This window comes from Streptomyces sp. NPDC041713, from assembly GCF_055591085.1.
This window is the reverse complement of sequence record NZ_JBVIZY010000009.1, coordinates 245114-257935: the sequence shown is the minus strand read 5'-3', so window position 1 is coordinate 257935 and position 12822 is coordinate 245114. Positions and strand designations below refer to the sequence as shown.

The window sequence follows — 12822 nt, the reverse complement described above, 5'->3', positions numbered from 1 at the left end:
ACAATGGGCCCATGCGCACCGTGACTGCTGTGGCCCACCGAGGCGACCCCTACCGCGTCCGTGAGAACACCCTGCCCTCCCTGCGCTCCGCGCTCGACCGGGGCGCGGACGCGGTGGAGGTCGACGTCCGCCTGACCAGCGACGGCGTGCCCGTCCTGCTGCACGACACGACACTCGAACGCCTGTGGGGATACGCGCGGCCGCTCGCCGCGCTCTCCGCCGCCGAGGTCGAAGGGCTGACCGAGGGCGGCGTGCCGACCCTGGAGGCGGCCCTCGCGGCGACCGCGGGGCACCGGCTCATGATCGATCTGCCGGGCGCGACGTACGACGACGTCCGCGCGGTCGTCGGCGTCGTCGCGCAGAGCGGCGCGGCGGAGCGCGTGTACTACTGCGCGGGCGGACGGACGATGCTGGCCGTGCGCGAGGCGGACCCGGCCGCCGAGATCGCGCTGACCTGGACGACCCTGGCGCCGCCCCGCCCCGTCCTGCTGGACGCGGTGAAGCCGCGCTGGCTCAACTACCGCTTCCCGCTGGTCACCCGCGACCTGGTCGCCCAGGTGCACCGGCAGGGCCTGCTCGTCTCGGCGTGGACCCCGGACACCCGCCGCTCGATGCGGCGGCTGCTCGACACGGGCGTCGACTCGATCACCACCAACCGCGTCGACGTCCTGACCGCACTGCGCACTCCCTGACACTTCGGGGTACCCGGGCCGGATGAGCGAGATTCTGGTGGGGACCTGTTCGTGGACGGACCGCGCGCTGATGGCCAGCGGCTGGTACCCGCGCGGGCGCAAGGACGCCGAGGGCAGACTGCGGCACTACGCCGACAACTTCCCCGTGGTGGAGGTCGACTCGACGTACTACGCGCTCCCGCAGAGCCGCACCTGCCGGCTGTGGGCGGAGCGCACGCCGGACGGTTTCCGCTTCGACGTGAAGGCGTTCTCGCTGCTGACCGGACATCCGACCCGGCAGACGGCGCTCCCGCCCGAGCTGCGCGGCCGACCACTGGACCCCGAACTGCTGGACACCGTCTGGCAGCACTTCCGCGACGCCCTCGAACCGCTGCGCGCGGCGGACCGACTCGGAACCCTGCTCTTCCAGTTCCCGCCGTGGTTCACGCCGGGCGCCCGCGCGGAGAACGCGCTGAAGGAGTGCGCGCGCCGCACCGCGGGCTGGCCGGTGGCGGTGGAGTTCCGCCACCCGGACTGGTGGGACGAGGACCACGGGTCCCGTACGACGGCGCTCCTGTCGGAGTTGGACCTCTCGGCGGTGGCTGTCGACACGGCGCAGGGCCTGCCGCACTCCATGCCCCCGACGGCCCCGGTCACCTCGCCCCGCCACGCGGTGATCCGTTTCCACGGCCGGAGCGAGGCGTGGGGCACGGGCTCCAAGGAGGACAAGTTCCGCCACGCCTACACGGAGGCGGAACTCACCCAGTGGCTCCCCCGCATACGGTCGATGGCGGAGCGCGCGGACGAGGTCCACGTCCTGTTCAACAACTGCTGCGGGGACGCGGCGGTGCGGGCGGCGGAGAGGATGGACCGGCTGGTGGGCGGGGCGGCCGTACACAGGTGAGGTCGGCCCGCCCCGGGCAGGCGCCCCGGGAAGACGTCCCGGGAAGGAAGGTTGACCGTGACAGCCGAGTGAAACTGATGCGGCTGCCGGACCGCGGACAGCGCGGCTTCGCGTACACCGCGGCCGGCACAGCGGCCCGGATGAACGGCACCCTCACCCCCGAGCTGTACGCCGCCCTGCGGGCGGAGGGCCACCGCGGATTCGCCGAGACGGCCGTCGACGACACCCTCGACCACGTGCCGTTCCGCGAGCTGCCGCTGTGGTTCAAGTGGCGCGTGGTCGCGTCGAAGGTGCTGGACAAGCTGGCGACGTGGCGGCTGGAGCTGACGTACGCGGCACAGGACGCCGGCAAAGCCCTGCGGCGACGCCGCTGACGCGGGCTGCCGGGTGGGGCGGGGAGGGCGACGAGGGCCTGCCCCCTACAACCCCACCAACGCATTCCACCGCTTCGCGAACTCCGTCCGCTCCTTCGACGTGATGTCCCGCGCGATCGCCAGGCGCCCCCGCATCGCGTCGTCCGGGAAGATCAGCGGGTCCTCCGCGAGGGCCGCGCGCTCCTTGTCCTTGGAGGAGGCGAGGATGTCGCGGGCGGCCGGGACCGGGCAGACGTAGTTGACCCAGGCCGCGAGCTCCGCCGCGACCTCCGGCTCGTAGTAGTAGTCGACGAGCCGTTCGGCGTTGCGCTTGTGGCGGGCCAGGTTGGGGATCATCAGGGACTCCGCCCACAGCTCGGCGCCCTCCTCGGGGACGACGAACTCGATGTCCGGGTCGTCCGCCTGGAGTTGGATCACGTCGCCGCTGTAGGCCTGGCAGGCCAGCACGTCGCCGCTGGAGAGGTCCTTGATGTAGTCATTGCCGGTGAAGCGGCGGATGTGGTGGGAGTGCACCATCTTCTCGACCTTGTCGCACATCCGGTGGAAGTCGTCCGCCGTCCACTTCGTGATGTCGACGCCGTCGCCCTGCAGCAGCAGCGCGAACGCCTCGTCCAGGCCGGAGAGGAGCGTGACCCGCCCCTTGAGGTCGTCGGCCCACAGGTCGGAGACGTGCTTGATCTCCCGGCCGACCTTGCGCTTGTTGTACGCGATGCCGGTGATGCCCGACTGCCACGGCACGGAGAACTTCCGGCCCGGGTCGAAGTGCGGCGAGCGGAGCAGTGGGTCCAGGTACTTGGTGACGTTCGGCTGGCGCGCCCGGTCCATCTCCTGGACCCAGCCGAGCCGCACGAACCGCGCGCACATCCAGTCGCTGATGACGATGAGGTCGCGGCCGGTCTCCTGGTGGTTCATCAGGGACGGGCTGATCTTGCCGAAGAACTCGTCGTTGTCGTTGATCTCCTCCGTGTAGCGGACGTCGATGCCGGTCCGCTTCTCGAAGGCGTCCAGCGAGGGGCGCTTCGTCTTGTTGTCGTCGTCGGTGTCGATGTACAGCGGCCAGTTGGCGAACGTCAGCCTCTTGTCGCGCGCCGAGCGGTCGCCCGCCGCCCGGTCCCCCGGCGCGATGTACGCGGCGGGCACCCCGCATCCCGCGAGCGTGCTGACGGCCGCGCCGCCGCCGAGGGCGCGCAGCAGGGAACGGCGGGACACGGGGGAGGCTATGGGGCCGGGGTTCGCTCGCACCCCGGCAGCATGCGCCCGCCCGCGGGGCACCCGCAATGGACGCAGCGTCGAGCCCCGCCGCCCGGAGCCGACACCTTGTCGATCAGCTGCCCATTTCGAGCGCCGGTTGCGGCTGCCCGTTTCCGCCGCCCGTTTCGAGCGGCGGTGGCGGCTACCCGTCTCCGCTGCCCGTTTCAAGCGGCGGTGGCGGCTGCCCGTCTCCGCTGCCCGTTTCGAGCGGCGGTGGCGGCTGCCCATTTCCGCCGCCCGTTTCGAGCACCGGTTACGGCTGCCCGTCTCCGCTCCCGATTCGAGCACCGGTTGCGACTGCCCGTCTCCGCCGCCCGTTCCAGCCTCCGCTCAGCGGACCAGGATCACTCCGCCGGCTCCAGCCACCCCGCCAGATCCCCCGCCGTGACCCGCTCCAGCGGCGCCCCGTCGACCGGCCCCGGGTAGAGCCGGTACGCCGTGCCGGACGCGACCCCCTCCGCGCCCGCCAACTCCCCGTGCAGCAGGGCGAGAAGGGCCCGCCGACCAGCGAGCTCCGGCCCCGGCTCCGCGCGCGGCGCGTCCGGCTCCCAGCCGTCCCGTATGCGCAGCGCGAAGTCGGCCCGCGGCTCGTCCTCCGCGCGGCGGTAGCCCCACAGGACGTGGCCGCGGCCGCGCACGTACACGTCGCCGTCGGTGCGGGCCGCCGCCGTCCAGCAGGCCAGGTCCCAGAGGGTGGCGCGGCCGCACGGCTGGAAGGTGTCGAGCAGGTCGTTGCCCGCCCGGCCGATCTGCTTGCGGTAGCGCCACACGTCGTGGCCGAGGCCCGTGGTGGCGAGGGTGACGTCGGTCCACCACGCGCGCCGCGTCCGCAGGTCGACGATCATCGGCACGCCCAGCTTCGCGTCGCCCGCGAGGTCGAAGCGCTGCCGGACCGTGCGCGGGTCGTAGACGGCCCGCTCCTTGCCCTCGACGGCCATGAACCCCGCGAAGGCGTCCGGGAGTTCGTCGAAGGGGATGTCGTTGTACGAGAGGACGACGGGCACCACGAACCGCACCCCGGTGTGCGCGAGGCGCGCCGGGTGGAGGTCCAGGTACTCGGTCGCGCCGTGCGGGGCGGGCGCGGAGGTCAGGTCCCCGGAGTGCCGGGCGGCGCCGCCCGCGTACTCCAGGTTCGTGTAGTCGCAGAGGCCGATGAAGCGCCACAGGTCGTCGTAGAGGGCGACGGACAGGTCGAGGTCGACGCGCGTGCCCTGGGGCTGGGTCCAGTGCAGGAAGAGCCGTACGGTCTCGCTGTCCGCGGGCAGGGGCAGCGAGCTGCCGCGAGGGACGGCGACCAGCGACGCGGCCGAGGCGCGCTCGGCGAACGGCACCGGCAGGTCGGCGAGCGCGGCGTCCAGGACGGCCACGTCGTACCGCTCCCCCGCCCGTGCGGCCAGCCGCCGCACCGCCTCCGCCTCGATCAGCTCGCCCGCGCGGCCCGCGACCCGGGCGGGCAGCGGCGGCCGGTGGTCCTCGATGGCGTACGCCTTGGTCACCCGCCCGCGCGGGAAGAAGACGCGGCGGTGGCCCGGCACCGCGCGGATCTTCATCCGGCCGTACGCGCCGAGCAGCGGGCCGGGGCCGGAGCGCGGCAGGACGTCGGCGAGCGCCGCGCCGACGGTGTCCGGCAGCGTCGTCGCGCCCGAGCGGGCCAGCAACACGTCGAGGCGGCGCAGGAGTTCGCCGGGGCGCTGGCGCAGCAGCGGGACGGCGGCCTCGGTGTCCCAGCGGGCCAGCGCCTCCTCGACGCGGGCCTGCCAGGTGACGATCCGCAGCCGGTCGCCGGCGAGGCGGACGTCGTCGTGCCGGGCGGCCTCGGCGAGCAGCACCTCGCCGAGCGCGTCGTCGCCGACGCGGGTGGAGCGCAGGGCGGCGAAGGCGAGCGCCACGCGCGCGTGGCGGTGGGCCTGCTCGAAGGGGTGCAGGATCTCACCGGCCCGCTGCCACGCGCGCGGGTGGCGTGCCATGTCCTCGGCGAGGCGCCGGAAGTCGAACCCGTCGAGCAGGGTGAGGAGTTCGCGGCGCACGGGGCGCGGGAGGCCGCGCAGGCGCGGGAGTTCGAGCAGGTCGGGGTCGCCGCCGGAGCGTACGACGAGGATGCGCAGCACGTCGGTGGCGGTGTCCGCGTACCGCGCGACCAGCGGCCGCACCGCCGGCAGGTCGAGGAGCGGCGCGAGGGCGAGCGCCTTGCTCTCGCGCAGCGGGACGGCCGGCGGCAGCCAGTCGGCGGCGGCGGCCGGGTCGAGGTGGCCGAGGAGCAGGACGAGGTCGTCGTGGTCCTGCCGGTTCAGCGGGGTGCGGCGGGCGAGCAGCGCGGCGAGTTCGGCGGCGGCGTCGCCGGGCGCGCCGAGGCGCAGGGTGCGCAGGACGGGGCCGCCGTCACCGCCGGGCCCGGCGCCGGTGTCGAGCCACGGTTCGGTGGGCCCGTCGGTCTCGTAACGCCGGTCGCAGATCGGGCACGCGTACCACTCGCAGCACTGGTCGCAGCAGTTCCAGGGGACCTTCTTCGCGCCGAGGCAGTCGTCGCAGAGGAGGTGGGCGCAGGGGTCGAGCGCGCGCACGCGTGCCGTGGCGCTCGCGCAGTTCATGCAGGGCTGGTGCGGCTGGGCGGCGAGGTGCTCGGCGACGACGGAGGTGTAGCGCTCGTACGCGGGCTGGTAGGCGGTCTCGGCGGGGAACCGCTCGAACAGCGGCGCGTGGCGCCGGTCGGAGCCCATCAGGGCGTCGACGCCGGCGAGCAGTGCGCGCCCGGTCGCCGCGAGGTCCTCGACGGACAGCCGGGTCAGCGCGCGGCGCAGTGGTGCGGTCAACAGGTGGCCGCGGTCGGCGAGTTCGGCTTCGAGGACGACGACGCCTGCCTCGGTCACGGCGGACGGCCCGGAGCCTTCGGGCACGTACACGCTCTGCCCGCGGCGCAGCAGCAGACCGGAGAGCGTGTCGGTCGTCGTCATCAGGTCCCACCCCCGTGGTGCAGAAAGAAGCGGGGACGGAGAGTGGGTGCGCTACGAATCTTTTAGCAGAAGAAGAAAGAAGGAAGCACACCACGGAGCCGCCCCCGCGTACGCAACGGTACGCGGGGGCGGCTCCGGGGTCACACGATTTACCTCCGCCCTCGGCCCGCCTGTCCCGGCGAGCGGGTGGACGGAGAGGCGTAAGGGCTCAACCCTCGAGGGCTCAACCCTCGATGGACGTCATCACGTGCTTGATGCGCGTGTAGTCGTCGAACCCGTACGACGACAGGTCCTTGCCGTAGCCGGACTTCTTGAAGCCACCGTGCGGCATCTCGGCGACGAGGGGAATGTGCGTGTTGATCCACACGCAGCCGAAGTCGAGCACCTTGGACATCCGCATCGCGCGCGCGTGGTCCTTGGTCCACACCGAGGACGCGAGCGCGTACTCGACGCCGTTCGCGTACTCGACGGCCTGCGCCTCGTCCGTGAAGGACTGCACGGTGATGACGGGGCCGAAGACCTCGTTCTGGATGATCTCGTCGTCCTGCTTGAGGCCCGAGACGACGGTCGGCGCGTAGAAGTAGCCCTTCTCGCCGACCCGCTGACCGCCCGCCTCGACCTTGGCGTGGGCCGGGAGGCGGTCGATGAAGCCGGAGACCTGCTTCAGCTGGTTGGCGTTGTTGAGCGGGCCGAAGAGCACGTCCTCGTCGTCCGGCTGGCCGGTCTTCGTGTCGGCGGCGGCCTTGGCGAGCGCCGTCACGAACTCGTCGTGGATGGACTCGTGGACGAGCACGCGCGTGGCGGCCGTACAGTCCTGGCCCGCGTTGAAGAAGCCCGCGACCGAGATGTCCTCGACGGCCTTGGCGATGTCGGTGTCCTCGAACACGACGACCGGCGCTTTGCCGCCCAGCTCCAGGTGGACCCGCTTGAGGTCCTTGGAGGCGGACTCGGCGACCTGCATGCCGGCGCGCACGGAGCCGGTGATGGAGGCCATCGCGGGGGTGGGGTGCTCGACCATGGCGCGGCCGGTGTCGCGGTCGCCGGTGACGACGTTGAAGACGCCGGGCGGCACGATGGAGCCGATGATCTCGGCCATCAGGACGGTCGACGCGGGCGTCGTGTCCGACGGCTTGAGGACGACCGTGTTGCCCGCGGCGAGCGCCGGGGCGAACTTCCAGACGCCCATCATCATGGGGTAGTTCCACGGCGCGACCTGCGCGCAGACACCGATCGGCTCACGGCGGACGATGGAGGTCAGACCCTCCATGTACTCGCCGGCCGCGCGGCCTTCGAGCATCCGGGCCGCGCCCGCGAAGAAGCGGATCTGGTCGACCATGGGCGGGATCTCCTCGGACCGGGTGAGTCCGATCGGCTTGCCCGTGTTCTCGACCTCGGCCGCGATGAGCTCCTCGGCCCGCTCCTCGAACGCGTCGGCGATCTTGAGCAGGGCCTTCTGCCGCTCGGCGGGCGTCAGGTCGCGCCAGGCGGGGAACGCGTCGGCGGCGGCCTTCATCGCGGCGTCCACGTCGGCCTGACCCGACAGCGGCGCGGTGGCGTAGGCCTCGCCGGTCGCCGGATTGATGACCTCGGTGGTCCGTCCGTCGGCCGCGTCCCGGAATTCTCCGTTGATGTAGTTGCGCAGACGGCGCAGCTCGGTGGTCACTTCCGCGGCCCTCCAAGTCAGATGTCCAGTGGATGAGACACCCACCCTAGTCGCTATACCGACGCTTTCAACATACCCAGCGGCCCAGAACTGCGGAATCCGTGATGATTGAAGCCACAGACAACGAATTTCATCGATCTGGCCTTGCGGAAGTGACGAGACGTCGTGCACAGTGAGGTCGTGGCCAGTCGCAGCGCAGACCCCAGCAGCCCCCGCGGCTCCCGCACCGGAAACCCGGGCGGAAGCGGCAATGGGAACGGCACTCCCCCCGTGGACGCCGTCTCCCTGGCGATCATCGAGCAGCTCCAGGAGGACGGACGCCGCCCGTACGCCGCCATCGGCAAGGCCGTGGGCCTGTCCGAGGCGGCCGTGCGCCAGCGCGTCCAGAAGCTGCTCGACCAGGGCGTCATGCAGATCGTCGCCGTCACGGACCCGCTCACCGTGGGCTTCCGCAGGCAGGCGATGGTCGGCATCGACGTCGAGGGCGATGTGGACCCGGTCGCGGACGCCGTGGCCGCCATGCCGGAGGCCGAGTACGTGGTGATGACCGCGGGCTCGCACGACCTCCTCGTGGAGATCGTCTGCGAAGACGACGACCACCTGCTCGAAGTCATCAACAAGCGCATCCGCGCCCTCCCCGGCGTGCGCTCCACCGAGAGCTTCGTCTACCTCAAGCTCAAGAAGCAGACCTATATGTGGGGAACCCGATAGCCGTGAGCAAGGACCTCAGCCGAACCGCGTACGACCACTTGTGGATGCACTTCACCCGCATGTCGGACTACGAGAACGCACCCGTGCCCACCATCGTGCGTGGCGAGGGCACCTACATCTACGACGACAAGGGCAAGAAGTACCTCGACGGCCTCTCCGGCCTCTTCGTGGTCAACGCCGGCCACGGTCGTCACGAGCTCGCCGAGACCGCGTACAAGCAGGCTCAGGAGCTCGCCTTCTTCCCGGTGTGGAGCTACGCCCACCCGAAGGCCGTCGAGCTCGCCGAGCGCCTCGCGGACTACGCTCCGGGCGACCTGAACAAGGTCTTCTTCACCACCGGTGGCGGCGAGGCCGTCGAGACCGCGTGGAAGCTGGCGAAGCAGTACCACAAGCTCACCGGCAACCACACGAAGTACAAGGTCATCTCCCGCGCGGTCGCCTACCACGGCACCCCGCAGGGCGCCCTGTCCATCACCGGCCTGCCGGCCCTCAAGGCCCCCTTCGAGCCGCTGGTCCCCGGCGCCCACAAGGTGCCGAACACCAACATCTACCGCGCCCCGATCCACGGCGACGACCCCGAGGCCTTCGGCCGCTGGGCCGCCGACCAGATCGAGCAGGAGATCCTCTTCGAGGGCCCCGAGACGGTCGCCGCCGTCTTCCTGGAGCCGGTGCAGAACGCGGGCGGCTGCTTCCCGCCCCCGCCCGGCTACTTCCAGCGCGTGCGCGAGATCTGCGACCAGTACGACGTGCTGCTCGTCTCGGACGAGGTCATCTGCGCCTTCGGCCGCCTCGGCACGATGTTCGCGTGCGACAAGTTCGGCTACGTCCCGGACATGATCACCTGCGCCAAGGGCATGACCTCGGGCTACTCCCCGATCGGCGCCTGCATCATCTCGGACAGGCTCGCCGAGCCGTTCTACAAGGGCGGCAACACCTTCCTGCACGGCTACACCTTCGGCGGCCACCCGGTCTCGGCCGCGGTCGGCCTCGCCAACCTCGACGTCTTCGAGAAGGAGGGTCTCAACCAGCACGTGCTCGACAACGAGGACGCGTTCTACCAGACCCTGCGCAAGCTGCACGACCTGCCGATCGTCGGCGACGTCCGCGGCAACGGCTTCTTCTACGGCATCGAGCTCGTGAAGGACAAGGCCACCAAGGAGACGTTCAACGACGAGGAGACCGAGCGCGTCCTGTACGGCTTCCTCTCCAAGGCGCTCTACGAGAACGGCCTGTACTGCCGTGCCGACGACCGCGGCGACCCGGTCGTCCAGCTCGCCCCGCCGCTGATCTCCACCCAGGAGACCTTCGACGAGATCGAGGGCATCCTGCGGCAGGTCCTCACCGAGGCGTGGACCAAGCTCTGAGCCGACAGGCACCGCTCGTCGCCGACCTGTGTTGTCGTGTGATCGAGTGATCAACACCGGCCCCGGGGGCGTCCGTTCGAGTGAGAACGGGCGCCCCCGGGCCGCGTCGTTTCCGGGCATGTCCGCCCGAATCCATAGCGTGCCCAGTGACCGATCGGCCCCGCCTTCGTTCCCCCGTACGGGGGAGTCGAGCTGATCTGAACCGAGGTGTACGCCATGGTGGCCCCGCCGGACAACGACGTGCTGTGGGCACGCGCACTGCACGTCACACACAACGGCTCCCCCGCCCTCACCGGCGTTTCGCTCGGTGTCCGCGAGGGCGAGATCCTCGCCGTCAACGGCCCGCGCGGCTCCGGCAAGACGACGCTCCTGCAGTGCCTGTCGGGCCAGCGGCTGCCCCAGCAGGGCGAGGTCTGGTTCAACAGCACCCCCGTCCACACGAAGGGCGCGCTCGTGCGGGAACGGCTGCGCCGCGACCGCTTCGGCTGGATCGACCCCGAACCGCAGCTCGTCCCCGAGCTCACCGCCTGGGAGAACGTCGCCCTGCCGCTGATGCTGCGGGGCGCGTCGCACCGGACCTCCAAGCCCGCCGCCCTGGAGTGGCTCGAGCGCCTGGACATCGGCGGATGCGCCCGCAAGCGTCCGCACGCCCTGCTCCAGGCCGAGCGGCAGCGCGTCGCCATCGCCCGCGCCCTGGTCACCACGCCGGACGTGCTCTTCGCCGACGAGCCCACCGCGACGCTGCACCGCGCGGACCGCGCCCACGCGCTGCGCACGCTGACGACGGCGGCCCGCTCGCACGGCATCACCGTCGTCCTCGCCACGCACGACGCGGAGGTCGCCACCCTCGCCGACCGCACGGTCACCCTGCTCGACGGCCGCCGCGTCAACACGGTCCACCTGCCGGGGGCGGCACCGACTGGTGCGGCCGGCGCGGCTGATGCGGCTGGTGCGGCTGGTGCGGCTGGTGCGGCTGGTGACGGTGACGTGGTCGCTGGGGGGAGCGGGGCCGAAGCTGATGCCAGTGCTGATGCCGGTGCCGGTGCGGATGCCGTGCGTACGGCGGTGACGGCCAGTACGGGTACGGGGAGTACTAGTACGGCGAGTAGCGATACGGCGAGTACTGGTACGTCCAGTACGAGTACGCCCAGTACGGGTACGTCCAGTACAGGGAACACGGTCGCCACCGCCACCTCCACCGCCCCCACGACGGAAGGTCGGGCCGCGTGCTCGCTCTCCGTCTAGCCCGCGGCGCCCACCCGCTCGTCCTGCTGCGGCGCCTCCTCGTGGCCGCCGCGTCCGCCGGCACCGGCTTCCTGCTGCTGTGCACCCTGGCGTACGCGATGGAGCACCCCGGAGCGGGGGCCGTCCTGCGGCTCGCCTGGTGCGTCGCGCCGATCGCCGCCACCGTGTACTTCGCCGTCGCCGTGGCCCGTACCGATCCGGCGACCCGGCCGCGCAGCGGACTCTCCGCGGTCGGCCTCGGCCCAGGCCGCCTGATGGTGCTCGCCGCGATCTCCACCGCCGTGTCCTGCGTCCTCGGCTCGATGGTGGCGCTGCTCTTCTTCCTGCATCTGCGCGGCGACATCAGCGGTCTGCCCTTCGACGGGGCCGCGACCGACCTGCTCGCGGGCGGGCGCCCGCTGCCGCTCGCCGGCGCGCTCACCCTGCTCTCCCTCGTCCCGATCACCGCGTCGGTCGCCGGCGCCGTGGTGCTGCGGCCCCGGCCCGTCAAGGCCACCGGTGCGGAGGCGGGCACGGAACCCGTCGGGGAACCGGGCGCTCCGGCCCGACCGCCGGGCGGACTGCCCTGGGGGGTCGCGCTGCTCGCGGCGGGCCTCGCGGTCGAGACGTACGCGAGCCGCTCCGACGTCCGGCCGCGCACCGGATTCCCCATGCCGGGCGGCGCCGACGGCAGCCCAGCGGGTGTCCTCGCCGGCTGGGCGCTGACCGCCCTCGGCCTCGTCCTGGCCGGCCCCGGCCTCACGTATCTCAGTGGCCGGATCCTGCAGGCCGCACGCCCCGGCGCGCTGCGGCTGCTCGCCGGGCGCGTCCTGCAGGAGGAGGCGCGGCGCATCGGGCGGCCGCTCGGCGTGCTGTGCGCGGTGGCGTCCGGCGCGTACGCCTCGATCGCGCTGTACGCGGGGCCGAGCCCCGAGTTCGGGCCGCTCACCGCGCTCGGCGGGCTGCTCGTCGCGGGGTGCGCCGCACTGACCCTCGCCACGTCGGCGGTCGAGGCGCGGCAGGCCCGTACGCGGACGACGGACGCGCTGCTGCGGCTCGGGGCGCCCGCGACGCTGCTGCGCGGCTCGGCGGCGCTCCGCGCGGGCGCGCTCGCCGCCGTGTTCGTCCCGTTGACCTGGATCGTCGCGGAGTTGGCGGCGGTCCCGCTGGCCCGCTGACGGCCCGTGGGATGCCCGCGGAGAAAAGTGCGCGACCGGCGATGAGTTCCGCGTCGAACGGGTGTCTACCCCTCCGTAAGGCACACGCGTAAGGCACACGCACTCACCGGGAGAGACACTCATGTACCAGCAGATGATCTTCGTGAACCTGGCCGTGAACGACGTCGCCGCGTCGAAGAAGTTCTTCACGGAGCTGGGGTACACGATCAACCCGCAGTTCACGACCGACGAGTGCGCGTGCGTGGTGATCAGCGACACCATCATCGCGATGATGCTGAGCAAGGAGCACTACGCGAACTTCACGCAGAAGGAGATCGCGGACGCCACGAAGACGAGCGAGACGCTGATCTGTCTGAGCGCGGAGAGCCGCGAGAAGGTCGACGAGCTCGTCGACGCGGCCGTCGCCGCGGGCGGCACGGCCGGCCAGGTCCAGGACTACGGCACCATGTACGGCCGTGCCTTCGACGACCTGGACGGCCACACCTGGGAGATCATGTGGATGGACCCCTCGCAGGTCCAGGGCTGAGCGAG

At 71.9% G+C, this 12822-nt stretch carries 10 protein-coding genes and 1 pseudogene; 8 read left to right on the top strand and 3 right to left on the bottom strand.

Annotated features, from left to right (window positions below; all coding sequences use genetic code 11):
- Window positions 1–11 precede the first annotated feature (11 nt).
- From ACZ6CV_RS26685 to ACZ6CV_RS26675, 3 genes are all read left to right on the top strand, one after another.
- On the top strand, window positions 12–692 hold the full coding sequence (locus tag ACZ6CV_RS26685; protein ID WP_469253185.1) for a glycerophosphodiester phosphodiesterase: 681 nt from the start codon (window positions 12–14) through the stop codon (window positions 690–692).
- 22 nt (window positions 693–714) lie between these two features.
- The gene (locus tag ACZ6CV_RS26680; RefSeq protein ID WP_469253184.1) at window positions 715–1575 is read left to right on the top strand and encodes a DUF72 domain-containing protein; all 861 of its coding nucleotides are present in this window, start codon (window positions 715–717) and stop codon (window positions 1573–1575) included.
- Window positions 1576–1643: 68 nt separating this feature from the next.
- Window positions 1644–1949, top strand: coding sequence for a hypothetical protein (locus ACZ6CV_RS26675; protein ID WP_469253183.1), 306 nt, complete (start codon window positions 1644–1646; stop codon window positions 1947–1949).
- 45 nt (window positions 1950–1994) lie between these two features.
- Here the strand turns inward: ACZ6CV_RS26675 and ACZ6CV_RS26670 are convergent, their stop codons facing one another.
- The 3 genes from ACZ6CV_RS26670 to ACZ6CV_RS26660 all read right to left on the bottom strand — a co-directional run bounded on the left by ACZ6CV_RS26670 (window position 1995) and on the right by ACZ6CV_RS26660 (window position 7814).
- Window positions 1995–3158 (bottom strand): ABC transporter substrate-binding protein, encoded by a 1164-nt coding sequence (locus ACZ6CV_RS26670; protein WP_469253182.1) that lies wholly within the window; start codon window positions 3156–3158, stop codon window positions 1995–1997.
- A 386-nt stretch (window positions 3159–3544) separates the two neighbouring features.
- The gene (locus ACZ6CV_RS26665; protein ID WP_469253181.1) at window positions 3545–6151 is read right to left on the bottom strand and encodes an MXAN_6230/SCO0854 family RING domain-containing protein; all 2607 of its coding nucleotides are present in this window, start codon (window positions 6149–6151) and stop codon (window positions 3545–3547) included.
- Window positions 6152–6374: 223 nt separating this feature from the next.
- Window positions 6375–7814, bottom strand: coding sequence for a gamma-aminobutyraldehyde dehydrogenase (locus ACZ6CV_RS26660; protein WP_469253180.1), 1440 nt, complete (start codon window positions 7812–7814; stop codon window positions 6375–6377).
- Between the two features lie 165 nt (window positions 7815–7979).
- Here ACZ6CV_RS26660 and ACZ6CV_RS26655 point away from each other — a divergent pair, with 165 nt between their 5' ends.
- The 5 genes and pseudogenes from ACZ6CV_RS26655 to ACZ6CV_RS26635 all read left to right on the top strand — a co-directional run bounded on the left by ACZ6CV_RS26655 (window position 7980) and on the right by ACZ6CV_RS26635 (window position 12817).
- Window positions 7980–8525: an Lrp/AsnC family transcriptional regulator gene (locus ACZ6CV_RS26655; RefSeq protein WP_355811804.1), complete on the top strand. Its 546-nt coding sequence runs from the start codon at window positions 7980–7982 to the stop codon at window positions 8523–8525.
- Window positions 8510–9889 carry an aspartate aminotransferase family protein gene (locus ACZ6CV_RS26650; RefSeq protein ID WP_362374098.1) on the top strand — a complete coding sequence of 460 codons (1380 nt, stop codon included), beginning with the start codon at window positions 8510–8512 and terminating at the stop codon, window positions 9887–9889. The genes ACZ6CV_RS26655 and ACZ6CV_RS26650 overlap by 16 nt, the downstream gene beginning before the upstream one ends.
- 216 nt (window positions 9890–10105) lie before the next feature.
- Window positions 10106–10855: pseudogene (locus ACZ6CV_RS26645) on the top strand (ABC transporter ATP-binding protein); the annotation flags it as partial.
- Between the two features lie 260 nt (window positions 10856–11115).
- Window positions 11116–12291, top strand: coding sequence for a hypothetical protein (locus ACZ6CV_RS26640; protein ID WP_469253179.1), 1176 nt, complete (start codon window positions 11116–11118; stop codon window positions 12289–12291).
- A gap of 121 nt (window positions 12292–12412) precedes the next feature.
- Complete coding sequence (locus tag ACZ6CV_RS26635) at window positions 12413–12817, top strand: VOC family protein (protein WP_469253178.1); 405 nt, start codon at window positions 12413–12415, stop codon at window positions 12815–12817.
- Window positions 12818–12822 lie beyond the last annotated feature (5 nt).

What these genes read in the sequence shown, in the direction of transcription:
- ACZ6CV_RS26665 (WP_469253181.1), bottom strand. Translation starts at nt 6,151, where the DNA reads ATGACGACGACCGACACGCTCTCCGGTCTGCTGCTGCGCCGCGGGCAG.
- ACZ6CV_RS26635 (WP_469253178.1), top strand. Translation starts at nt 12,413, where the DNA reads ATGTACCAGCAGATGATCTTCGTGAACCTGGCCGTGAACGACGTCGCC.
- ACZ6CV_RS26685 (WP_469253185.1), top strand. Translation starts at nt 12, where the DNA reads ATGCGCACCGTGACTGCTGTGGCCCACCGAGGCGACCCCTACCGCGTC.
- ACZ6CV_RS26680 (WP_469253184.1), top strand. Translation starts at nt 715, where the DNA reads ATGAGCGAGATTCTGGTGGGGACCTGTTCGTGGACGGACCGCGCGCTG.